General features: G+C 35.2%; 24 protein-coding genes. 9 read left to right on the forward strand and 15 right to left on the reverse strand.

Annotated features, from left to right (window positions below; translation table 11 throughout):
* Positions 1-10 precede the first annotated feature (10 nt).
* The 11 genes from WBG21_RS01525 to WBG21_RS01575 form a co-directional block, all read right to left on the reverse strand.
* Positions 11-913 carry a 1,4-dihydroxy-2-naphthoate polyprenyltransferase gene (locus WBG21_RS01525; protein ID WP_340074080.1) on the reverse strand — a complete coding sequence of 301 codons (903 nt, stop codon included), beginning with the start codon at positions 911-913 and terminating at the stop codon, positions 11-13.
* On the reverse strand, positions 914-1,528 hold the full coding sequence (locus WBG21_RS01530) for an SPOR domain-containing protein (protein WP_340074082.1): 615 nt from the start codon (positions 1,526-1,528) through the stop codon (positions 914-916). It abuts the gene before it with no gap.
* An 11-nt stretch (positions 1,529-1,539) separates the two neighbouring features.
* Positions 1,540-2,361 (reverse strand): 1,4-dihydroxy-2-naphthoyl-CoA synthase, encoded by an 822-nt coding sequence (gene menB / locus WBG21_RS01535; RefSeq protein WP_340074084.1) that lies wholly within the window; start codon positions 2,359-2,361, stop codon positions 1,540-1,542.
* A gap of 99 nt (positions 2,362-2,460) precedes the next feature.
* A complete protein-coding gene (locus WBG21_RS01540) occupies positions 2,461-3,150 on the reverse strand; it encodes a hypothetical protein (RefSeq protein WP_340074086.1) in 690 nt (229 codons plus the stop codon).
* Positions 3,151-3,267: 117 nt separating this feature from the next.
* The gene (locus WBG21_RS01545; protein ID WP_340074088.1) at positions 3,268-3,882 is read right to left on the reverse strand and encodes an SGNH/GDSL hydrolase family protein; all 615 of its coding nucleotides are present in this window, start codon (positions 3,880-3,882) and stop codon (positions 3,268-3,270) included.
* A gap of 122 nt (positions 3,883-4,004) precedes the next feature.
* A complete protein-coding gene (locus tag WBG21_RS01550; protein ID WP_340074090.1) occupies positions 4,005-4,835 on the reverse strand; it encodes a CvfB family protein in 831 nt (276 codons plus the stop codon).
* Positions 4,832-6,505: a 2-succinyl-5-enolpyruvyl-6-hydroxy-3-cyclohexene-1-carboxylic-acid synthase gene (gene menD, locus WBG21_RS01555; RefSeq protein WP_340074092.1), complete on the reverse strand. Its 1,674-nt coding sequence runs from the start codon at positions 6,503-6,505 to the stop codon at positions 4,832-4,834. The genes WBG21_RS01550 and menD overlap by 4 nt, the downstream gene beginning before the upstream one ends.
* Positions 6,506-6,582: 77 nt before the next feature.
* Positions 6,583-7,632, reverse strand: a complete 1,050-nt coding sequence (locus WBG21_RS01560; protein WP_340074094.1) for an isochorismate synthase — start codon at positions 7,630-7,632, stop codon at positions 6,583-6,585.
* Entirely contained in the window at positions 7,629-8,060 is a 432-nt protein-coding gene (locus tag WBG21_RS01565) for a PaaI family thioesterase (protein WP_340074096.1), read from the reverse strand. Before WBG21_RS01565 ends, WBG21_RS01560 begins: the two co-directional genes overlap by 4 nt.
* Before the next feature lie 106 nt (positions 8,061-8,166).
* Positions 8,167-10,074 carry a molecular chaperone DnaK gene (gene dnaK, locus WBG21_RS01570; RefSeq protein ID WP_340074098.1) on the reverse strand — a complete coding sequence of 636 codons (1,908 nt, stop codon included), beginning with the start codon at positions 10,072-10,074 and terminating at the stop codon, positions 8,167-8,169.
* 176 nt (positions 10,075-10,250) lie between these two features.
* Positions 10,251-10,709 (reverse strand): nuclear transport factor 2 family protein, encoded by a 459-nt coding sequence (locus WBG21_RS01575; RefSeq protein ID WP_340074100.1) that lies wholly within the window; start codon positions 10,707-10,709, stop codon positions 10,251-10,253.
* A gap of 108 nt (positions 10,710-10,817) precedes the next feature.
* Here WBG21_RS01575 and panB point away from each other — a divergent pair, with 108 nt between their 5' ends.
* From panB to WBG21_RS01595, 4 genes are all read left to right on the forward strand, one after another.
* Positions 10,818-11,636, forward strand: coding sequence for a 3-methyl-2-oxobutanoate hydroxymethyltransferase (gene panB, locus WBG21_RS01580; protein WP_340074102.1), 819 nt, complete (start codon positions 10,818-10,820; stop codon positions 11,634-11,636).
* 45 nt (positions 11,637-11,681) lie between these two features.
* Complete coding sequence (locus tag WBG21_RS01585; protein WP_340074104.1) at positions 11,682-12,368, forward strand: RluA family pseudouridine synthase; 687 nt, start codon at positions 11,682-11,684, stop codon at positions 12,366-12,368.
* Between the two features lie 86 nt (positions 12,369-12,454).
* Positions 12,455-13,834: an aldehyde dehydrogenase gene (locus WBG21_RS01590; protein ID WP_340074106.1), complete on the forward strand. Its 1,380-nt coding sequence runs from the start codon at positions 12,455-12,457 to the stop codon at positions 13,832-13,834.
* Positions 13,834-14,559 carry a nitroreductase family protein gene (locus WBG21_RS01595; protein ID WP_340074108.1) on the forward strand — a complete coding sequence of 242 codons (726 nt, stop codon included), beginning with the start codon at positions 13,834-13,836 and terminating at the stop codon, positions 14,557-14,559. Before WBG21_RS01590 ends, WBG21_RS01595 begins: the two co-directional genes overlap by 1 nt.
* Here WBG21_RS01595 and WBG21_RS01600 read toward each other — a convergent pair.
* The 4 genes from WBG21_RS01600 to WBG21_RS01615 are packed head-to-tail and all read right to left on the reverse strand — an operon-like array spanning position 14,556 to position 18,067.
* Positions 14,556-15,404, reverse strand: a complete 849-nt coding sequence (locus tag WBG21_RS01600) for a 5-oxoprolinase subunit C family protein (protein ID WP_340074110.1) — start codon at positions 15,402-15,404, stop codon at positions 14,556-14,558. The two genes, WBG21_RS01595 and WBG21_RS01600, sit on opposite strands and share 4 nt — an antisense overlap.
* The gene (gene pxpB / locus WBG21_RS01605; RefSeq protein WP_340074112.1) at positions 15,398-16,129 is read right to left on the reverse strand and encodes a 5-oxoprolinase subunit PxpB; all 732 of its coding nucleotides are present in this window, start codon (positions 16,127-16,129) and stop codon (positions 15,398-15,400) included. The genes WBG21_RS01600 and pxpB overlap by 7 nt, the downstream gene beginning before the upstream one ends.
* A gap of 1 nt (position 16,130) precedes the next feature.
* Positions 16,131-16,868, reverse strand: a complete 738-nt coding sequence (pxpA, locus tag WBG21_RS01610; RefSeq protein ID WP_340074114.1) for a 5-oxoprolinase subunit PxpA — start codon at positions 16,866-16,868, stop codon at positions 16,131-16,133.
* Positions 16,868-18,067, reverse strand: a complete 1,200-nt coding sequence (locus WBG21_RS01615) for an Nramp family divalent metal transporter (protein ID WP_340074115.1) — start codon at positions 18,065-18,067, stop codon at positions 16,868-16,870. Before WBG21_RS01615 ends, pxpA begins: the two co-directional genes overlap by 1 nt.
* Before the next feature lie 176 nt (positions 18,068-18,243).
* On the opposite strand from WBG21_RS01615, the gene WBG21_RS01620 reads away from it, so the two are divergent.
* The 5 genes from WBG21_RS01620 (at position 18,244) to WBG21_RS01640 (ending at position 22,347) form a co-directional block, all read left to right on the forward strand.
* Positions 18,244-18,768 (forward strand): hypothetical protein, encoded by a 525-nt coding sequence (locus WBG21_RS01620; RefSeq protein ID WP_340074117.1) that lies wholly within the window; start codon positions 18,244-18,246, stop codon positions 18,766-18,768.
* Positions 18,769-18,782: 14 nt separating this feature from the next.
* Positions 18,783-19,715: an alpha/beta fold hydrolase gene (locus WBG21_RS01625; protein ID WP_340074119.1), complete on the forward strand. Its 933-nt coding sequence runs from the start codon at positions 18,783-18,785 to the stop codon at positions 19,713-19,715.
* 75 nt (positions 19,716-19,790) lie between these two features.
* The gene (locus WBG21_RS01630; RefSeq protein ID WP_340074121.1) at positions 19,791-20,966 is read left to right on the forward strand and encodes a PQQ-dependent sugar dehydrogenase; all 1,176 of its coding nucleotides are present in this window, start codon (positions 19,791-19,793) and stop codon (positions 20,964-20,966) included.
* A 200-nt stretch (positions 20,967-21,166) separates the two neighbouring features.
* Positions 21,167-21,865, forward strand: coding sequence for an SDR family NAD(P)-dependent oxidoreductase (locus tag WBG21_RS01635; RefSeq protein ID WP_340074123.1), 699 nt, complete (start codon positions 21,167-21,169; stop codon positions 21,863-21,865).
* A gap of 17 nt (positions 21,866-21,882) precedes the next feature.
* Entirely contained in the window at positions 21,883-22,347 is a 465-nt protein-coding gene (locus WBG21_RS01640; RefSeq protein ID WP_340074125.1) for an SRPBCC family protein, read from the forward strand.

The raw sequence follows: 22,347 nt of genomic DNA on the forward strand, positions 1-22,347 counted from the left end.
TAAAAGAAAGTTACAAAATTTGTCCGATTGCAAACAGTACTGAAAATAGAAATATACTCAATGCTACTTTTTTTAACTCCGGATCAAAATTTGTAGGCTCTGTAATGTGAAACACTTTCCGAATATGTAACGCAATAGGTATAAAGGCAAATATGAAAAGAAAATTTACAGGTTTCTCATACTTAAAAATAAAATACATTATTGCAAAGAAAAACGCTCCTACCAATAGATAATAATGGTAATATTTTGCTAAGGATGCCCCCATTTTAACTACTAATGTATTCTTGTTAACTATTTTATCATTTTCAATATCACGCATATTGTTCAAATTCAATACTGCTGTGCTCATCATGCCAACGGTACATGCCGGGAGAAAAACAAACCAGTTAATCTGTTTGGTATATAGAAAATAAGAGCCTACTACACTTAAAAGCCCAAAAAACAGAAATACAAAAATATCGCCATATCCATAATACCCATAGGCCGTTGTTCCCATAGTATATTTAATTGCTGCTGCAATAGATATAAGACCTAATATAAAAAAAAGCGCTATATAGAATACATTCTCGCTACCGAAAGCTTTATAGATTAATGCAATTGTAAGTAGCAGTGTAATTACTATGGTAATTGTTATCCCTTTTTTCATTTGGGGTGATGTAATGGTGCCACTTTGTATTGCCCGTTTTGGCCCTACCCTGTTATCATTGTCAGTCCCTTTTACACCATCACCATAATCATTGGCAAAATTAGAAAGTATCTGAAATGAGATAGTAGTGCATATAGCCAATATAAAAACCGTCCAGTCAAAAGCTTGTTGGTTAAATGCAGCGCTACTGCCTACTATGATACCGGAAACTGAAAGCGGAAGGGTTCGTAAACGGGCTGCTGATATCCACTTTCTTAGTTTTACCATTTAGTATGGTTCTTCTATTTCTATTCGTTTGCCATCTATATATGAGGCTATAAAAGCGTCTCTAAATCCTAAGGAAACGACTTCTTTACGAAAAGTTTGTGCTTCTTTTAAGGTTTCAAAACTTCCTAAAGAAAAGGAGTAAAAATTATTGTTTTTTACGACTTGTGTATTGGTCAATGATTTTGGCATTAGAGAAAAATTCCGTTCTTCAAAAGCTCCTATCTGTACCACATATATTTTTTGATTTTCAAGAAGGTTTTTAGCCAAATAAAATTCTTTAACTTCGCTTAAACGTGTATTTTCTTCTTCTAAGATTGTTATTTTGTTTTGTAATATTTGAATGCTATCATTCGAAACTGTTTTTGTATCATCAACTCCAGAAGTCTCAAATCCATTCATTATATTTCCATCTCCTATAAAAAAGGACACAAACAAACCAATAACAATCAACAATAGTACACTTGCTACAATAGCAAATATATTTCGTTGTTGTAGCCATTTGGAAATTTCTCTGTTTTTTATCTTTATTTGATCTTGAAGCTTATGATTGGTTGCTTCTGATTTATCTATTTTTTTGTGCAGTTCGACTAAATCGTTTTCTTCAATGTATGGCATAATTTTAGTTTTTAGGGAAATTTAGGGTATTGTTTGAAATTCGGATCTCGTTTTTCCAGAAAAGCATTCTTTCCTTCTTGTGCTTCATCCATCAGATAGTACATGAGTGTTGCATCTCCTGCAAGCTGCATAAGCCCATGTTGACCATCTAACTCTGCATTTAGGCAACGTTTTATCATCCGTAAGGCTAATGGAGAGCGTTTTTGTATCATTTTGCACCACTCTACTACAGTTTCTTCTAATCTATCTAATGGTACTACTTTATTTACTAAGCCCATATTTAATGCTTCCTGTGCTGTATATTGCTGGCATAAAAACCATATCTCGCGGGCTTTTTTCTGTCCTACATGACGTGCTAGGTATGAAGAGCCAAAGCCTCCGTCAAAACTACCTACTTTAGGGCCTGTTTGTCCAAAAATGGCATTTTCACTTGCAATAGTAAGGTCACATACTACATGAAGCACATGGCCTCCTCCTATTGCATATCCATTTACCATCGCAATAACCGGCTTAGGGATTTCTCTTATTTTTTTATGAAGGTCTAATACATTCAACCGCGGAACACCATCTTCTCCTATATAACCACCAGTACCTTTTACATTTTGATCACCTCCGCTACAGAATGCTTTGTCTCCTTCACCCGTAAAAACCACTACATCAATATCCGTACGCTCTCTACATATATCCATAGCTTCCAACATCTGTATATTGGTCTCAGGACGAAACGCATTATACACTCTGGGGCGATTGATTGTTATCTTTGCAATTCCTTCGAAAAATTCAAATTTAATATCTGAATATTCTTTGATGGTTTCCCAGGTTCGTTGATTCATGTTTTTGTGAATTTTACACAAAAATAAGATATCAGGGAATATGTAGCTAATTTTTGTTTATTTAATGTAAAAAGACTTAAATAATAGCTGCTTTAATAACTAATATGAAGTATTACTAATGAACCTGTCTACTACCCATACCTTATGTAAAACTTCACAGTAGCTGCATACTTCTATTAAACCAGTTTCTGTATCTATTGCCCCTACATTACTGATCAATAGTTTACTGTCTTTTCTATAATCAATACCAAAGGAAGTAGTGACTGCATCGTATATTTTCCCTGTTTTTCTGTCCACTATCATTGCTTGTTGACATGAAGTCCCACAGCCCCACATTGCTAATGTATAATGTCCTGCAAAATTTATCCCTCCTTTACATGCTTCTTCTATCCGACTGGAAAACATACTTGCCCAAGGATTGGTTCCGAAATCAGGATCCGCTAATTCTCCTTCGTAAACAGGCACTTTATAATCATCAAATGATTTTTTAGGGTTGTATTTTCTATATATTTCAAGATCTTCCCTTACTACTGACTTTCCTATGATGGTATCTTCATCATAATAGGTAATCACTTCATAACCCGGATAGTTAGCTATATTATCATATTCGTCAATTATCTTAACCTCGCCTTTTTTTGTGCTGAGAATTAAATAATCTTCATTATCAATTAAGGTATATGGATTTTGAAAATCTTTCTGTTCCCATATTTCTTTTTCGTGACTTTTTACAATTTCACCATTCCCAATAAATGATGGGATTATTAATAAGAGAGCGATTGTAAGTTTCATAGTTTTTTCCGTTTTTATGTTACTCATTGCTATTTAGACAAAAGCTGTGCCATCTTTTCGACTCCTTATATTTATTAAGTTTAAAGAAGGTTAATTTTTATCTATGAAAATAATCAATTACCGGTTTTTAATTACTAATGCTATTATAGTTTTAAAATCTTCTGTGTTTTTTACCCATTTTTTGTAGCGACCATAGTCTAAATCGGTAAGGGTTTTATCAGGAAATAATATATGAAAAATGGTTAGTGCAGCCATAAAACTGCCTGTGGATGACGGATGGAAAAGATCTCTGCTATACAAACTGCCATTATATTCGCCTTCCTGATATTCCTTCCATATAGTCCCAACAGGTATCAACAATGCCTCGTTTGCTTTTGCTGCTTCCATATAGTTTTTAATTACACCGTTAAATGTGCTATAATGTTTTCTGGATGGCCATACCATGAAATAGGCTGACTCAGCATTATTTTGTTTAGATAGTGTAGTTATTTTTGCGCCATATTCAAATAACATCTGACGTCCTTCCTGTTGAGAGGAAGGTCCCTGTTGAAAAATTACATAATTGTATTTTTTGCCGGTTATTATTTTTTGAAATTCCCCATCATTCCAATGGTCTTCCAGTGCATAATTCGGATAGCATAAACATTTAGAATGAAGTGAAATATTGTTTTCCTTAGCAATGTATTCAAGAATAGAGGGGAGATCATTTGTATACGTTAAGCTATTCCCCAAAAACAAAACATTCTGTGAAAATCCAATTTGGACAATTGTGCTTACAAAGAATAACAATGGGAGAAAAAATCTGCTTTTCAATATCATTACAACTTATTTTCTTATATATGATAACTCATAATCTAGTTAAGATAAACCCCATTATCTTTTATGGTAATCAATTTTTGTTTGTAGAGTGTCCCTATCCCTTTTTTAAAGTCTTTTTTGCTCATCAATAATACATCCCGAATAACATCAGGATCGCTCTTATCATGCAAGGGCAAAAATCCTTTATGATGTTTTAATTCCCTTAATATCTTCTCAGCAGCGTTTGTTATAATGGCTTTTCCCAATGCCTTTAACGTGACATCAATTTTATGATCGTCCCTTATTTTTTTGACATAGCCTGTTAACGTTTGGCCTAAACTTACTTTTTCGTATAGTTCATCTTTATATACCAGCCCTTTGTGCTTTTGGTTGATAATAACTTCTATGCCCATATCGGTATGCCTGGAAACAATCAGGTTTACTTTTTCTTTTTCAGAAACAGTCAGTTCCTCATTGTTAATAAATTGATTTGTCTTGCTTGAACCAACTAATCTTCCTGTTTTTTCATCCAAATAACAATATATTAAATACCATTTTCCTTGGGTCATTTTGACTGCTTGTTCTTTATAAGGCACCAACAAGTGTTTCTCTAAGCCCCAATCCATAAAAGCTCCAATATTATTTACCTCAACTGCTTTTAATAGTGCAAACCTGTCTAGTTCAATGTACGGCTCTAAAGTTGTTGCTACAGGGCGTTCTGCATGGTCTAGATAGCAAAACACAGTAATATGTTCTCCTATTTCATAACTTTGAGGAATATATTTATTAGGGAGAAGAATTTCATTATACTCATCATCCCCTAGAAATAAGCCGGGTGCAGTTTCTCTTAATATTTCTAATGTATTATAGTGGCCTATGTGTATCATTTAAGGTATTGAAAATAGTTTAGTAATACTTTATCATTTACTGTTCTTGGGGTAAAGATTTCTAATAGCTTTGGTTGATCAGCCTTTTTATAGAAAGCTTTTAGCTGTTTCTGCAAACTTTCTTCATTTTTGGCAGTCATATACTGAATTTTGTACATATCACATAATTGCTTGGCAGAAAGTGCATGCTTTGTTTCAAAATAGGTATCAAAATTATTAGTGTTTTTAGTCCCTGGGAGAATTCTGAAAATCCCCCCTCCCGAGTTATTAAACACAATAATCCTAAAGCTTTTGGGGATGTATTGATTCCACAAGCCATTACTGTCGTAGAAAAAACTAAGGTCTCCAGTTATTAATATTGTTGGGGTATTGTTTTCCACAGCTGCTCCAACAGCCGTAGAAGTACTACCTTCTATACCGCTAGTTCCTCTATTACAAAACACTTTGATTGTAGTATCTAAATTAAAAAGTTGGGAATAGCGTATCGTTGAACTATTACTTAGTTGTAGACAATAATTTTCAGGAATTGTTTTAAATACAATATCATAGGCTTTTAGGTCAGTAAAGGGAATTTTATCAAGGTATTCACAATGTTTCTTTTCTCTCTTTTTTTTTATAGCTGTCCATTTATTATGGTAGTCGCTTTTTACTTTTTTTAGATCCGGAATTATTTCCTGAAAGAACTTATCAGGGGTTGTTTTGAAATGGGTTGTCAAACAAAAATAGGTGTCATACGCTTTTTTTTTATCAATATGAAAATGATATTGAGGTTGATAGCTTCTTAAGAACGCTTTTATCTTTTTTGAGACTATCATTCCTCCAAATGTAATGAGTATATCCGGTTGTAATTCGGCAATTTCCTCAGTATTCTTTTCTATGGGGGCAATTATCTTATCAATCCCGGGAAAAAAGTTTTCACCGTGTGTATTTGAAGTCGTCTCTGTAAAAACATTTACTGAAGTGTCATTCACTAAAAAATCTATAGTCGATTTTGCTATGGATCCGGGATAACTACTACCCACCAGCACCATCTTTTTATTAGAAGCATTCCATGCTTTTACAAAATGGGTTGTATCTTCTTTCAATACCTCATTATCTAAACTGTCCGGTTCAATTATTTTAGGGGCTATTTTTGAGTTTTCCACTATTTCGTATAACGGCTCCTCAAAAGGAACATTAATATGTACCGGCCCTTTTTCAACTTTAGCTTTATTTAGTGCCTCATTTATAATCTTTTCATTATGAATTTGAGCATCAATACTTTCTTTTAAGTTTCCCGAATATAAAATATGATTGGAAAACACATCAGGTTGTCGTATTGTTTGTCCATCTCCTATATCTATTTTATTAATTGGGCGATCTGCAGTGATTATAACCATCGGGATATCACTATAAAATGCTTCTGCAATAGCCGGGTAATAATTCAGCAATGCTGACCCTGAAGTACAAACCAATGCTATCGGTTTTCGGGTTTGTTGTGCAATTCCCAATCCAAAAAAACCGGCACAGCGCTCATCTACGATACTATATGTCTTAAAAAAAGGGGCTTCTGTAAAACCTATAATTAAAGGGGCATTCCGGCTGCCTGGTGAAATAACAATATGTTCAATGCCTTTTAGCTTACATAACTCAACAACCGTTTGAGCAAGTAGTATTTTAGGATATTTCATGTATTGTGATACCGTCGTTTTTCTTTGTACAAAAATACGGATTAAAGATGGGTTGGCATAACATTAGATTTTTTTGGTCAAAGAACACTTAGCATCGTTTGTGCTTTATTTATTGTCTCCTCCCACTCACTTTGAGGATCAGATTCTATTGTAATTCCACCTCCAATATAAAGAGTTATTTTACTGCCCTCTATTTGCATACACCGAAGGTTTACATAAAAAGCTGCTATTCCTTTATCCATATTTAGTGGTCCCAAAAATCCCGTATAGTAGGTTCGGTCATAACCTTCGTTTTTATCTATGAATCGTTTAGCTTCTTCCTTTGGAAACCCACAAATTGCTGGTGTAGGGTGCAAAGTTTCAATTAATACCTTAAGTTTTTTATTTTGCAATGTTCCCTTAATAAGGGTCCGCAAGTGAAGTAAACTCCCTGCTTTATACGTGTGGATATCTGATAAATTTATCGTAATTACTTTTTTTTCAAGATTTTTAACAATGGTGTCCGTAACTATCTGTTGTTCTTCTTGTTCCTTTTTGCCCCATACTGCTTCTTTTCCTTTACTATATAATTTAGTACCTGCCAAAGCCATCGTCTCAAACGTACTGTCGTTGGTCTTTAATAACACTTCAGGAGTAGCCCCCGTCCACATACCTACTTTCGGGTGGTGCCACAAATAAACAAAAGCATTTGGATATGTGGTCAAAAGGCGTTTTACAATATCTATTGGGTTATGTGCTATGTTATGCAATTGTTCTTTCCTAGATAATACTACTTTTTTTAGGCTTCCATTTTGAATTGCTGTTATTCCTTTTTTTACCAATTGAAGGTGTTTTTTACAATCACTTTCGTCGAAAGAATGTTTTCTGGTTTTTAAAATTTTTTCAGGTTTTATAGCTAAAACTGTTTCAATCGTATTATCCGGTATGATTAAAACCGTCTTGTGTTGATTATCAAATGGAGCAAATACAAAACCTGTTTCTAAAAAACTTTTAACAAGGTTTAGTTTATTGTCTTTCTGAAGTATGGCTTTTATAGTAAGTTGACCCGGTTCTCTGTAAATTACAAAAGGGAGCGAAGTCTCTAACTGTTTTTCAATTGCTCTATAAAAATCAAGATCAGACATCATTTACCACTTTTTTTGGGTAAAGCAATCGTAGTTAGTTTGCAAAGTGATATAAGGTTGGCATCTTTATCAGTTATTTTTATTTCCCATAACTGTGTAGTTCGGCCTTTATGTATAATAGTCGCTTTAGCATATACCCAACCTTCTTTGATGCTTTTTACATGGTTGGCTGCTATTTCTATACCCCGAACGTAATACTCTTCTGAGTTAAGCAATACATACGATGCCGCACTCCCAACACTTTCCGCCAATGCTACAGTTGCTCCTCCATGCAAAACACCATCTGGTTGATAAACCTTAGATGTAACAGGCATTCTGGCAATTAAAAAGTTTTCTCCTATGTCTATATACTCTATATCGAGGGTTTCCATTAGTGTATTTTCACAAATGGAATTACAATATGCAAGTGCTTTTTGTTTATCAAATATCATGCGATTTATTTGTAATGTAAAAATACAAATACCCAGTTAATAGTATATAAAAGCCTCACAGGTATTAAAACCTGTGAGGCTTTTCTTTTATAGCTTAGTTAAGACACTATTTTACTTCTTCAAAATCAACGTCTTGTACATCATCTCCTTCTTTAGCACCGTCTCCGGCACTTCCTTCAGGTTCTGAGGCAGCACCGTTTTGCTGTGCTTCTGCCTGCGCTTTGTACAGTTCTTCGGAAGCTGCTTTCCACGTTTCATTAATCTTGTCTAAAGCTGGCTGAATGGTATCTAGCTCTTTTGTTTCATACGCTTTCTTAAGCTCTTCCAAAGCATCTTGAATTGGTTTTTTCTTGTCTTCAGACAATTTATCACCAAACTCACTTAATTGTTTTTCTGTTTGGAAAATCATGGTATCTGCTTCATTCAGTTTATCTACTTTTTCTTTTGCTTTTTTATCAGCCTCTGCATTGGCCTCAGCTTCACGTTTCATCTTTTCGATTTCTTCTTCAGTAAGCCCTGATGAGGCTTCTATACGAATGTCTTGCGATTTTCCGGTAGCTTTATCTGCAGCTGTTACATGAATGATTCCATTGGCATCAATATCAAATGTAACCTCAATCTGAGGTGTTCCTCTCGGTGCAGGAGGTATACCATCTAGATGGAAGCGGCCAATTGTTTTATTGTCTGTTGCCATAGGACGTTCTCCCTGTAGTACATGGATCTCAACAGAAGGCTGGTTATCTGCAGCTGTTGAAAACACTTGTGATTTTTTCGTCGGGATGGTCGTATTGGCTTCAATAAGCTTCGTCATAACACCTCCCATGGTTTCAATACCCAGGGAAAGTGGTGTGACATCTAATAATAATACATCTTTAACATCTCCTGTTAAAACACCTCCCTGAATAGCAGCTCCAACAGCTACTACTTCATCAGGGTTTACCCCTTTTGAAGGCTTCTTGCCAAAAAACTTCTCCACAGCTTCTTGAACAGCAGGGATTCTGGTAGAACCTCCTACCAAGATAATTTCATCAATATCACTTTTCGATAATCCTGCGCTCTTAAGCGCTGTTTCACATGGTTTTATAGTTCTTTTTACCAGGTCTTCAATAAGCTGTTCAAACTTAGCTCTTGAAAGTGTCCTTACTAAATGCTTTGGACCACTAGCAGTAGCTGTTACGTAAGGTAAATTAATTTCTGTTTGTGTAGAGGAAGACAGCTCAATTTTTGCTTTTTCAGCAGCTTCTTTTAATCGCTGAAGTGCCATAGGATCTTTTCTAAGATCCATATCCTCTTCTGATTTAAATTCTTCTGCTAGCCAATTGATAATTTTCTCGTCTACATCATCTCCTCCAAGATGGGTATCGCCATCAGTAGCTAACACTTCGAATACACCATCCCCTAATTCTAATATAGATACATCATGTGTACCTCCACCAAAGTCAAATACAACTATCTTTTGGTCAGTGCTTTTCTTATCAAGCCCATAAGCCAATGCAGCAGCAGTAGGCTCGTTAATGATACGTTGTACCTTTAATCCTGCTATTTCTCCTGCTTCTTTTGTTGCTTGTCGTTGTGAGTCATTAAAATATGCAGGGACCGTAATAACAGCTTCGCTTACCGATTGTCCAAGATAATCTTCAGCAGTTTTTTTCATTTTCTGAAGAATCATAGCTGATAGTTCTTGGGGAGTGTATAAACGTCCATCTATATCAACACGGGGGGTGTCATTGTCTCCTTTTACTACTTTATAAGGAACACGTTCTGCTTCCTTCTTAGATTCAGAAAATTTATTCCCCATAAAACGTTTAATGGAAGAAATGGTTTTCTGTGGGTTGGTCACTGCCTGGCGTTTTGCAGGGTCGCCAACTTTTATCTCACCACCTTCCACAAATGCAATTACTGAGGGGGTTGTTCTCTTTCCTTCTGCGTTTGGGATTACTACCGGCTCATTTCCTTCCATTACAGAAACGCATGAATTAGTGGTTCCCAAATCGATTCCGATAATTTTACTCATTGTCTTTATATTATTGTGTTGAAAATTCGTTTTAAATACTGGAATGGATAGGTCAATCATTATGCCATGAGGAAAAAACATGACAAGCTGTCATTTTTAATTGCATATAAAAAAACAAACCTCACAGGTTTTAAAATCTGTGAGGTTGTCAATTTATATAGAAAATTAGATTGTCACTATTTTCCACACCCTTCTCGGTGGCGTGTGTCCATTATGGAGACTATCTTCCAACCATCTTTAGCTTTAAATAATTGAAAAGAATTAACCCCACAATGGCTAAAAGCACCATCAAACCAAAACTCATAAGGTGTCCATGCATGTGCCATATTCCCATCTACTTGAATTTTGTAATCCAATAATTTCTCTTGGAAATTCTTATCTTTTGGAATGGACACAATAGATTTTAAAAATTCTGAAAAATCTTGTGATCGCATAAAAGGTTCTTTTTCTTTAGTAACTCCCACAGATTGCATGGTGGGGGTCTCTCCCATTACTTCCTTTATCATTAAAGAATCCTGCTTGTGAAAGCCTTCAAAAAAGTGATTAATAGTTACTTTTACTTCAGCTTCTTCTGAGTTTTGACCAAAAACAAAAGAACAAATTAAGAGAAATAGAAATGTGATAACCCTTACCATGTCATAAAATTTTTGATAAAGATATCGAGTAAATAGCATTTATAAGCACTTTTAAAGAGAAGTTTAACAATTCTCTTTATTTTTATAACCCAATAAAAATCACTAAGTATGTCAACTGCAAAAAAAGAGTATAAAAGAGTTACCGTAAAATCCCTTGTTGAGATGAAGCGGCACAAGGAAAAAATCTCCATGCTTACTGCATATGACTATACAATGGCTAAAATAGTAGATGGTGCAGGAATAGATGTTATTTTAGTAGGTGATTCAGCAAGTAATGTGATGGCAGGGCATGAAACAACCCTTCCTATTACATTGGATCAAATGATATATCATGCTTCGTCTGTAGTAAGAGCTGTCTCTAGAGCATTGATCGTGGTTGACTTACCTTTTGGAAGTTATCAATCAGATCCTAAAGAAGCATTGCGGTCTGCTATACGGATTATGAAAGAGAGTGGTGCACACGCTGTAAAAGTGGAAGGAGGAAAAGAAGTGAAAGAGTCCATTAAACGTATTTTAAATGCCGGAATCCCGGTAATGGGACATTTAGGATTAACGCCTCAATCCATCTATAAATTTGGAACTTATACAGTACGGGCAAAAGAAGAAGAAGAAGCTGAAAAGCTTATGCAAGATGCTGAAATGCTTGAAAAAATAGGCTGTTTTGGTGTTGTTTTGGAAAAAATCCCCGCTCAATTGACCAAAAATGTTTCCGAAAGCATTTCTATCCCTACTATTGGTATTGGTGCAGGAAAACATGCTGACGGGCAAGTTTTGGTGCTACATGATCTTTTAGGAATGACACACGAGTTTAATCCTAGATTTTTAAGGCGCTATATGAACCTCTATGAAGACATGACAACTGCTATATCCCAATACGTTTCTGATGTCAAAAAAGTTGATTTTCCTAATGAGGATGAGCAGTATTGAATCTCATTATACAATTCTTTTCTTTCTATAAAAACCAATATATAAATGCGTTCCACAAGTGAAAATTTGCATATACTTTATGAGGATAATCACCTGATAATTATCAATAAGCGAACTGGAGATATTGTACAAGGTGATAAAACCGGGGATATGCCTCTGAGTGAAATCGTTAAAGAATATATTAAGAAGAAATGTGCGAAACCGGGGAATGTGTATTTAGGAATTGCACATCGATTGGATCGACCTACTTCAGGGGTTGTAGTTTTCGCGAAAACTTCAAAAGCTTTGTCTCGATTAAACAAATTATTTAAAGAACGTGAAACTAAAAAAACATATTGGGCAGTGGTAAAAAATAAACCAGAGAAAGAAACAGCAACACTTACCCATTGGCTTAAAAAAAATCCAAAAAATAATACTTCGAGAGCTTTCCCTAAAGAAGTTCCTGATAGTAAAAAAGCCATAATGAATTATCGTATTGTCAAAAAACTGGATACTTATTTTTTATTGGAAGTTGACTTACATACAGGACGACACCATCAAATCCGCACACAACTGGCCTCCATAGGTTCACCAATAAAAGGTGATTTAAAATACGGTTTTGACCGAAGTAATAAAAATGGTGGTATTCATTTACATGCTCGAAAATTAGAGTTTATTCATCCTGTAAAAAAAGAAAATATGATAGTCGTTGCACCACCACCATCAGACCCTGTTTGGGATGCTTGTGTATAATTCAGCAGAACATTTTTTGTTTTTCAGTAGTTTAATAGTGTAATGTTTATGATTATTATTAAATTGAAAAAATAAATCTATTCCTAATGGGTTCAGCAATTAACGATATAATTAATAAACAACATAAGTTTTTCAACACACGGACATCCTATGATGTAAGTTACAGAGTAGCGACACTCAAAAAATTAAAAGCTGAGATAATTGCAAAAGAACAGGCTATCTGTAATGCTTTATATGCTGATTTTAAAAAACCGGTATTTGAATCGTTGCTAAGTGAAACGCAATTTGTGTTGGCCGAACTTTCTACAGCAATAAAAAAAACTCGAAGTTGGGCAAAACCGAAATCAATATGGCCTTCTTTAGCCAATTTTCCCTCTTCTGATGTTATATATAGTGAGCCTCGTGGGACGGTTCTTATTATAGCTCCATGGAATTACCCTTTTCAATTAGCTATTGCTCCATTAATTGGTGCTGTAGCTGCCGGAAACACCGTTGTCTTAAAACCATCGGAATTGACGCCACACACTTCTAAAATAATTACCGAAATTGTTGCTACTGTTTTTGATCAAAACCATGTAACAGTTGTAGAAGGTGGGGTAGAAACCTCCCAGGCTTTACTAAAAGAGAAATGGGGTTATATCTTTTTTACGGGTAGTGTCGGCGTAGGAAAAATTATCTATAAAGCTGCTGCAGAACATCTAACACCTGTAACACTTGAGCTTGGAGGTAAAAACCCGTGTATCATTGATGAGACCGTAAATATAAAACTTACTGCAAAACGTATCGTATGGGGAAAATTTTTAAATGGCGGACAAACATGCATTGCTCCCGATTACATTTTGATTCGTTCTAAAATAAAAGAACCTTTCATAGAAGCCATGCAGAATGAGATACAGGCTGCTTATGGAGAAAACCCTCAAGTTTCTCCAGATTATCCTCGCATTGTTAATGAAAAGAATTTTGATCGATTAGCTATTATGCTAAAAGGAGAAGAAACTCCTGTTGGCGGAATCGTTGATAAAGAAGATCTATATATTGCTCCTACTATCGTAGATAATCCGAGTTTGGATTCAGAAGTTATGAAAGATGAGATTTTCGGACCCATACTTCCTGTTATTCCATATGAAGAGATTACAGCGATAGATCTCATTATTTCACATTATGACAAACCTTTGTCATTATATGTATTCTCTAAAAAGAATTCCTTTGCTAAAAAATTAATTAAAAAATATGCCTTTGGAGGTGGTGCTATCAATGACACAATTGTTCATATTGTCAACAAACGTATGCCTTTTGGAGGAGTTGGGCATAGTGGTATTGGGGCCTATCACGGAAAATTGAGTTTTGATATTTTCTCACACAAAAAATCAGTCGTAAAACGGGGTACCTGGATAGATATCCCTATCCGATATGCCCCTTATGCCAAAAAAATAAATCTCGCAAAAAAAATAAAACACTTATTTTAATGGAAAAAACAGTTTCTGAAGCTATACAATACAGACGTTCTGTAAGGATTTTTAAACCAGATGAAATAGCTACTCAAAAAGTAAAAGCATGTATCCAGAATGCAGTGCTGGCACCTACAAGCAGCAACTTACAACTTTGGGAATTTTATCATATAACCAATACAGAAACCTTAGAAAAAATGACAACAGCTTGCCTAGGGCAAAATGCAGCTAAAACAGCAAAGCAGTTGGTAGTAGTTGTCAGTCGAAAAGACCTATGGAAGAAAAGGGCTCGTTTCAATGCAGGTTACTTAAGAAAATTAATGGGCAATAAACCTGAAAGTGCTTATACCAAAAGGGAGAAGTTCGCTATTAACTACTATACCAAGCTTATACCCACTGTTTATTTTGATTTTTTAGGGGTTTTAGGGTGGTTAAAATACATTGTGTTTAACCTAATAGGTGTTTTTAAACCTGTATACCGACAAGTACGCACTAGCGATATGCGTATTGTAGCACATAAAAGTGCCGGGTTGGCCGCTCAAAATTTTATGATCAGTATGGCAGCAATCGGGTATGATACCTGCCCTATGGAAGGAAGTGATACACTGCGGGTAAAAAAAATACTTGGTTTGCCAATGGGGGCCGAGATCAATATGGTTATTGGATGTGGCATTCGCGATGAAAAAGGGATTTATACGGAACGATATCGAGTACCTTTTGAGGAAGTTTATAAATTAGTTTAATATTTTTCTAGTTTAAAGGATATCATATCATTTACTTTTTTCTGTGCCAAAACAGAAATGGCTTCTTCTGATAATTGCAAGATACGTGGATAGCCTCCTGTTGTCTGTCCATCCCTCATCAAAATAATTAATTTTCCGGAAGGTGTAAGTTGTACTGTTCCTGGTAGTACGACTGATGTTATCATAGTTTTTGTGTGAGGCATGATAGGTTCTTTCAACTGATAGCCCATACGGTTGTTTTCGTTAGCTATATGGAATGGTTTTGAGAAGAGTTCTTCTAATTGCTTATCTGATAGTTGATAATATTCAGGTCCTTTATATACATGTATTAACTCTTCAGATAAAAGTGGCCTCCTCTTTTTGAGGGTTCCGCTAGGTTTTTGAAATGAATCAATAGTCGCAATATGTATTTCTTGTCCTTTTTTAATACTATCAGAATGGGTTATGCATTTAATATAGGAACGACTTTCTAAAACATTCTCTGTCATAAATCCATTTTTTAGTCCTAAATAAGTTCTATATCCCTTTATAAGTTTTCCAAAAGTCAATACATCTCCCGGGTTTACTTTATAAACTTCATTATTAATTATATTGGTTCCATTAAGAACTGGAGACATCAATGCCCCGGTGATAGTAATATATGTATGGGTTAAAAAGTGAAGTTCAGGGCCGCTCATGGTTATTTCCATAACCGCAGCATTCACATCATTACTCAGCAGCTGATTTGCTAAATCAAATGAAATCTTATCCATAGCCCCAGATACCGGCACACCAAAATGACGATATCCATATCGCCCACGATCTTGAATGGTTGTATAAAAGCCTGGATTTATAACTCTTACCACTTTATTTCTTCTTTTTGCAATGAGAATACACCTGTTGCCAGTTGTACCGTTAATAAATCATACTCCGGTTTTGATACACTATAAAATTTTATACTATCCCCCACTTGCACAAAACACGGAGGGTTTTTAGAGGTATTAAACAATGGTATAGGTGTGCGTCCTATAATGTTCCAACCTCCGGGAGATTCTTGAGGATAGATACCTGTTTGACTCCCTCCAATAGCGACTGCTCCTTTTGGAACTTTTAATCTGGGGGTTTCGAGGCGCGGAGTATGTAACGCTTCCACTAAGCCACCTAAGTACATAAATCCGGGTAAAAAGCCTATTCCATATACTGTATAATTATTTTTTGTATGAAGTCTTATTATGTCTGACCTTGAAAGTTGTTTGCGCTCACATAGCCGTTCCATATCCATACCATGTCCTGTTTCATAACAAACCGGGATCTTCCATAATGTTATTTTTTGTTTTGTCCCTTTTGGCTGCTCTTCATAGGCAGCCTGAAATTCTTTTATCTGCTTCTCTTGGTCAAATTGTTTCTTTCTGGTTATTATTGTTAGTGAATTGTATGCTGATACAAATTCTAAATCGACTGTTCTATAAATATTCTGAAGGTGTTTTTTGTATTGGATAATGTCATACAAAATCTCTCTATCAATACGATTTGGCCATTCAATTAAGATTGCTTGTCTTCCAAACTTTTTATAGGTCAATTCAAATTTCATCTCAGATAGTATATCCGTGTTTTGGAAGTTCTTTAGATAGGGTTTTGAGTATTTCAACTACTTTTGGATTATCACCATGAATACAATATGTAGTTGCTTTTATGGATACTTTCTCTCCTGAAACAGTTTTTACTTTTGCCTCGTTGAGCATTATGAGTATCTGTTCTAATATTTCTTTTGGGTTGTATATGATCGCATTTTGTTGGGTTCTCGAAACTAAGCTTAGGTCATTATTATAGTTTCGGTCGGCAAAAGCTTCATATATCACTTCTATACTATTTTTAATAGCCAAATTAGCGATCACTGAATTGAAAGGGGCAATAAGTTTTACTTGCTTTTTTAATGCTTTAACCGCAGCTACAATACATTTTGCTACTTTTTCATCTATTGCTGCTTGATTGTATAATGCTCCGTGAGGTTTCACATGATAAAAAGAAGCTTTTTCTTCTTCAGTTACCCTGCCGAACAATTCTAATTGAGAGCTGATAGTTGCGGTAAGTTCGTCATTGCTGATCAATAACACTTTTCTGCCAAAATATTCTTTATCAGGATATGACGGGTGCGCTCCAATATTCAAATGATATTGCTTGGCAAGTCTAGCAATTTTTCGGATTGTTCCTTCGTCTCCTGCATGTCCCCCACAAGCAATATTACATGTATGGATATAGGGAAATAACAATGCTTCATTGTCAATTCCCTCCCCGACATCACAGTTAATATCAACTTTTTTTAAATTCATTAAAGGTATCCGATAACTTTTAAGATACTACGTATGCTCAAAATCAACGCTACTCCAACAACAAAAACAGAAATGCCATTTTGTAATAGGGTATTTCTATAATTTTTCATAACTGCTCTTTTATTAACTATCCATATTAAAAAAACAGCTATTACAGGTAACAAAATTCCATTGGCCACTTGTGCAAACTGAATAATCACAATTGGTTTTATGTCAAAAGATAAAAAGAAAATTCCAAGGAAAAGAATGAATGCCCAAACTAAACGAAATCGCAAACCTTTCATCCCAACCTTCCAATTAAAGCAACTGGCAGCTACATAAGCTGCGGCTAGAGGCGCAGTTATTGCTGATGTGACTCCCGCAGCAAACATACCCACACCTAAAAAATAGATTGCCATATCCCCATAGAGGGGTTTTAACCCTTGTACAAGGTCTGTAATTCCGGTTACATTACCTGAATTTACTGAAGCTGCTGAAATAATAATGGCAATCGATACAATTCCTCCTAACGATACTGAAAGGTATGTATCCTTACGAGCAGCTTTCAAGTCTTTTTCTAAGTGCCATTTTTCTTTGACAAGCGATGTGTGTAAAAACAAATTATAAGGCACCACTGTAGTCCCTATTAAAGCAATAATTGTAAATAAGCTATCCTCAGGAAAAGAAGGGATCGCCATTCCTTTTAATATTGCTGTTATATCAGGTTTTGTAATAATTGCTGTAATTAAAAAAGAAATGCTCATAATTATGACAAGCAAAACTAAACTCCTTTCAATGAGCTTATAATTTCCCAGATAAAGCAATAAAAAAGCCACTAATCCTATTAATAATGGGTAGTAGCTCCATGCGGGTTGTCCAAAAATGGCCTCTAAGCCCAACGAAGCTCCTCCTATATTTCCGGCTTCATATGCTGCATTGCCCAAAACAATTGCTATGAGAATAAGAAACATGGCCAGTTTTTGCCATATAGGTACTTTTAATTCCTCTTTTATAACCGTAGCCAGTCCTTTTTGAGTGATAATACCAATACGAGCGGACATCTCTTGTAAAACAATGGTAGCTATTACAGATAATACCATGGCCCATAACAATGAATAGCCAAATTGAACGCCAGCTATCGTACATACCGTTACTGTACCAGGACCAATAAAAGCTGCTGCTACTAGTGTGCCTGGGCCTATATTTTTAAGTATCCGCATTTATCAAAATCATTTAATAATCTAGAAATTGCAAGATAAGTTATATAATTATGATTTATATATACAATTATGGCATATGAATAGCCTTAAACAATATTTTTATCTTTAATGATGCATGTTTTGTTGTTCCTCAAAACTTTTCCCTATTTTTAGTTCTTTAAAATAACTTTGATGATATGAAATGCCAACAACTACCTATTTTATTGCTATTCTTTATTACAACAATACATGCACAAAATCCCAATGAAAAATTTATACCTAAAGTACAGACAATAGATAGCACCATAGAAACACTCTATGCAGTTATTTCAGGTGAAAAAGGAGAGGAGCGTAATTGGGAGTTGTTTCGATATCTCTTTAAACCGGATGCAAAGCTTATTCCTTCAGGAAAAAATAAAGAGGGTAATTACCAAGTCAGGTATATGACAGTAGATGACTATATCAGTACTTCCGGAAAGTACCTTATAGAAAATGGTTTCTATGAAAAAGAGCTTTTCAAAGCAATAGATATATTTGGGAATATTGCACAAGTTTTTAGTACCTATGAAACCTTTCACAGTAAAACTGATGAAGCGCCTTTTATGAGAGGTATCAATAGCATTCAACTATTAAATGATGGTACCCGGTGGTGGATTGTGAACATATACTGGGCGCAAGAAACCACAGAAAACCCAATTCCTGAAAAATATCTATCGAATTAATAATTATTCCTACTATGAAAAAATTACCCTTTTTGCTCCAATTTAGCATTGTACTTTTTATTTCAAGTATAACATTTAATGTATTTGCCCAAGATAGTGGTTATACTACTTCAAAAGATGTGTCTATTCATTATCGAGTATATGGAAATGGGTATCCCATTGCTTTGTTAAGCGGTGGACCTGGAGTCTCTAGTAGTGCATTAATGCCTATTGTAGAAGAATTAAAAGATTCCTTTCAGGTAATTTTAATTGACCAACGGGGAACAGGGAAATCGTTATTAAAAGAAGTAAACGAACAGACCATTACACTAGATAACTATGTGGAAGACATTAACAATGTTCGGCTTGCTCTTGGTATTGATGAATGGATTGTATTGGGCCATTCATGGGGGGGTGGATTGGCTATGGCAGTAACTGCAAAATATCCTGGTAATATTTCAGGGCTGATAGTCATTGGGTCATTAGGGATTGATCTCCACTATACAAAGTACCTAGCTGATAATCTACGATATGATCAGGAAGATTTAGATAATATTAACTTCTGGCAAGACTCTATTATCAAAGCTAAAAATCCAGAACGTGCTGCATATGAAACATACAGATCACTTTTGCCATCTCGATTATATAATAAGGCAGACATGCGAAAAATAATGATGAATTTCAAATATGAGCCTCAAGGTGCTTTGGTAGCACCGATTATGTATGGGCATCTAAGCAAAATAAATTATGACCTGAAACCAGCTTTAAAAATATATCAAAAACCAACACTTATCATACAGGGCAGGCAAGGTTTCTTAGGAGGTGAAACTGCTTTACGCATACACCGTACAATACCAAATTCACAAATAGCATATATTGAAAGGTGTGGTCATTTTCCTTTTATTGAACAACCCGATGCTTTTTTCAAAACACTAAAAACATTTCTAAAGAAATGGAAAGACGATTAGAAATTATTAACAATCAATATCTTATGTGAATATTTTTTGATTTCAACATCGTTATAACCCCAAAATGTTCCTATCATGAAATTATATTTCAAGTTTTTAATTTGCACAATAGGTTTACTTGTATCTATAAGTTGTAATAATGATGATTCAAGTGCTTCAGACACAATGCCCCTTATTAGCACTGCGGTTAACGTTGTTAATGCATTTCCAAACTTATCATTTGACCGTCCTGTAGACTTTCAAAGCCCCAATGACAATACAGATCGGATTTTCATTGCTGAACAAAAAGGCGTAATCCGTGTTTTTCAAAACAATATGGGAACTGAGCAAGCAACTACCTTTCTTGATATCCAGGATCGTATTAATTTTTCAAGCAATGAAATGGGGTTACTCGGTATGGCATTCCACCCTGATTATCAAAATAATGGATTCTTTTATGTCTGCTACACTACTTTCAACTCCTCAGTAATCTCTCGTTTTCAAGTTTCTTCAATAAGTCAAAATATTGCCGATTCAGCAAGCGAAACGATCTTGTTAACGGTAGGGCAACCATTTGCTAATCACAATGGTGGGCAATTGGCATTTGGTTCTGACGGCTATCTATACATTGCTATGGGTGATGGTGGCTCCGCAGGGGATCCGCAAGGCAATGCGCAAAACCTGAACAATCTTTTGGGGGCTATTTTGCGTATTAATGTAGATCAATCAGACAATGGTCTTAATTATGCAATTCCTTCTGACAACCCATTTATCGATACTAATTTCAGACGTGAAATTTATGCTTATGGGTTGCGAAACCCATGGCGAATGAGTTTTGACCCACAAACCGGATTGTTATGGGCAGGAGATGTAGGGCAAGGTGAAATAGAAGAGATCGATATTATCGAAAATGGAAATAACTATGGGTGGAACACAATGGAAGGTACTCGTTGTTTTGAGTCACTTACATGTAACCAGACTGATTTAACAACTCCTATTTTTGAATATTCACATAATAATGGTGACCTGTCCATTACTGGCGGGTATGTATACCGGGGGATTGCTATTCCAGAAATGCAAGGGTTTTATATCTATGGGGATTTCGTCTCCGGTCGTATCTGGGGACTTGATGCTACCAATAGCAATACCTCTGAAAACCAACTTATCGAAGATACCAATTTAAATATCTCTTCATTTGGAACAGACATGAATAATGAACTCTATTTTTGTAGTTTTGATGGACAAATCTACACATTTAAACTAACTGAATAATAAAATATTCAGCTGTTATCTATTAACAAAGGAACCCCTAATAACAAATCTAAAAAAGGTGGTTTTTAATTACTCCCCTTCCAAACATTATAACTAGTATAGATTTTACTTATTATTCTATTAATTATTCTGTTTAATATTTAGTCGTAAATACTAAACAATATATTAATTTTGATATTGCAAACATACATCCTACAGTAATGAAAAATTACCTTATTATAGGTGGCTCATCCGGAATAGGCAAAGCTTTAGTTCATAATCTAGTGTCCTCCAATCACTATGTGCATGCAACCTACTATAAAAATGCTATAAAAACAAAAAGCACTGCAATGGCATACTACCCTTTAGATGTTAAAGATGAGTCCATATCGTTCGATTTCCTCCCTGAACAATTAGATGGGCTTGTATACTGTCCTGGAAGCATTAATTTACTGCCCTTTACCCGGATAAACCCAAAAGATTTTATAAATGATTTTGAATTACAGGTAATTGGCGCCATAAAAGTTATCCAAAAAGTATTACCAAAACTAAAGGCTTCAGAAAATTCCTCTATCGTTCTTTTCTCAACTGTTGCCGTACAAACGGGCTTTAATTTTCATAGCCAGGTGGCTACCTCAAAAGGTGCTATAGAAGGGTTGACTAAAGCCTTAGCTACAGAGCTAGCACCAAAAATACGTATCAATGCCATTGCCCCATCATTAACAGATACTCCTTTGGCTGCTAAGTTTCTAGGCAATAATGAAAAAAAACATGCGAATGCACAAAGACATCCACTAAAAAAAATAGGAGATCCAAACAATATTGCTGAAATAGCTGCTTTTTTACTATCAGATAAAGCTTCCTGGATTACAGGACAAATTATTCATGTAGATGGTGGTATCGGAAGCCTTAAGATTTAATTAAAATAAAAAATGATATGGCATTTTTTCAACTTAAAAGAGAACAAAAAATCAAAACAACTATTGATGAACTATGGGAATTTATCTCATCTCCTGAAAACCTCAAAGAGATTACCCCGGATTATATGGGTTTTAACATCACATCTAAAAACCTTTCTGAAAAAATGTATGAAGGAATGATCATAAGCTACAAAGTGAGCCCTATTATCGGTATTAAAACTAACTGGGTTACTGAAATTACCCATGTCAGGGAGAAAGAATATTTTGTAGACGAACAACGTATTGGCCCTTATAAAATGTGGCATCACCAGCACAGAATAAAACCTATAGAAGGGGGTGTTTTAATGAGTGATATTGTTACCTATGCACCACCGCTGGGGATTATTGGAACGCTATTAAATACCTTGGTCATTAAAACAAAATTACAAGAGATTTTTGACTACCGGACAAAAGCAATTGAAAGAAGGTATGGGACTTTTTAG

The organism is Leptobacterium meishanense, from assembly GCF_037645805.1.
GTDB classification, from domain to species: Bacteria; Bacteroidota; Bacteroidia; order Flavobacteriales; family Flavobacteriaceae; genus Leptobacterium_A; species Leptobacterium_A meishanense.

Excerpts from the sequence above, each read along its gene's own strand:
- WBG21_RS01525 (WP_340074080.1), bottom strand. The coding sequence starts at position 913 with ATGGTAAAACTAAGAAAGTGGATATCAGCAGCCCGTTTACGAACCCTT.
- WBG21_RS01530 (WP_340074082.1), bottom strand. The coding sequence starts at position 1,528 with ATGCCATACATTGAAGAAAACGATTTAGTCGAACTGCACAAAAAAATA.
- menB (WP_340074084.1), bottom strand. The coding sequence starts at position 2,361 with ATGAATCAACGAACCTGGGAAACCATCAAAGAATATTCAGATATTAAA.
- WBG21_RS01540 (WP_340074086.1), bottom strand. The coding sequence starts at position 3,150 with ATGAAACTTACAATCGCTCTCTTATTAATAATCCCATCATTTATTGGG.
- WBG21_RS01550 (WP_340074090.1), bottom strand. The coding sequence starts at position 4,835 with ATGATACACATAGGCCACTATAATACATTAGAAATATTAAGAGAAACT.
- menD (WP_340074092.1), bottom strand. The coding sequence starts at position 6,505 with ATGAAATATCCTAAAATACTACTTGCTCAAACGGTTGTTGAGTTATGT.
- WBG21_RS01560 (WP_340074094.1), bottom strand. The coding sequence starts at position 7,632 with ATGATGTCTGATCTTGATTTTTATAGAGCAATTGAAAAACAGTTAGAG.
- WBG21_RS01565 (WP_340074096.1), bottom strand. The coding sequence starts at position 8,060 with ATGATATTTGATAAACAAAAAGCACTTGCATATTGTAATTCCATTTGT.
- dnaK (WP_340074098.1), bottom strand. The coding sequence starts at position 10,074 with ATGAGTAAAATTATCGGAATCGATTTGGGAACCACTAATTCATGCGTT.
- WBG21_RS01575 (WP_340074100.1), bottom strand. The coding sequence starts at position 10,709 with ATGGTAAGGGTTATCACATTTCTATTTCTCTTAATTTGTTCTTTTGTT.
- panB (WP_340074102.1), top strand. The coding sequence starts at position 10,818 with ATGTCAACTGCAAAAAAAGAGTATAAAAGAGTTACCGTAAAATCCCTT.
- WBG21_RS01585 (WP_340074104.1), top strand. The coding sequence starts at position 11,682 with ATGCGTTCCACAAGTGAAAATTTGCATATACTTTATGAGGATAATCAC.
- WBG21_RS01590 (WP_340074106.1), top strand. The coding sequence starts at position 12,455 with ATGGGTTCAGCAATTAACGATATAATTAATAAACAACATAAGTTTTTC.
- WBG21_RS01595 (WP_340074108.1), top strand. The coding sequence starts at position 13,834 with ATGGAAAAAACAGTTTCTGAAGCTATACAATACAGACGTTCTGTAAGG.
- pxpB (WP_340074112.1), bottom strand. The coding sequence starts at position 16,129 with ATGAAATTTGAATTGACCTATAAAAAGTTTGGAAGACAAGCAATCTTA.
- pxpA (WP_340074114.1), bottom strand. The coding sequence starts at position 16,868 with ATGAATTTAAAAAAAGTTGATATTAACTGTGATGTCGGGGAGGGAATT.
- WBG21_RS01615 (WP_340074115.1), bottom strand. The coding sequence starts at position 18,067 with ATGCGGATACTTAAAAATATAGGCCCAGGCACACTAGTAGCAGCAGCT.
- WBG21_RS01620 (WP_340074117.1), top strand. The coding sequence starts at position 18,244 with ATGAAATGCCAACAACTACCTATTTTATTGCTATTCTTTATTACAACA.
- WBG21_RS01625 (WP_340074119.1), top strand. The coding sequence starts at position 18,783 with ATGAAAAAATTACCCTTTTTGCTCCAATTTAGCATTGTACTTTTTATT.
- WBG21_RS01630 (WP_340074121.1), top strand. The coding sequence starts at position 19,791 with ATGAAATTATATTTCAAGTTTTTAATTTGCACAATAGGTTTACTTGTA.
- WBG21_RS01635 (WP_340074123.1), top strand. The coding sequence starts at position 21,167 with ATGAAAAATTACCTTATTATAGGTGGCTCATCCGGAATAGGCAAAGCT.
- WBG21_RS01640 (WP_340074125.1), top strand. The coding sequence starts at position 21,883 with ATGGCATTTTTTCAACTTAAAAGAGAACAAAAAATCAAAACAACTATT.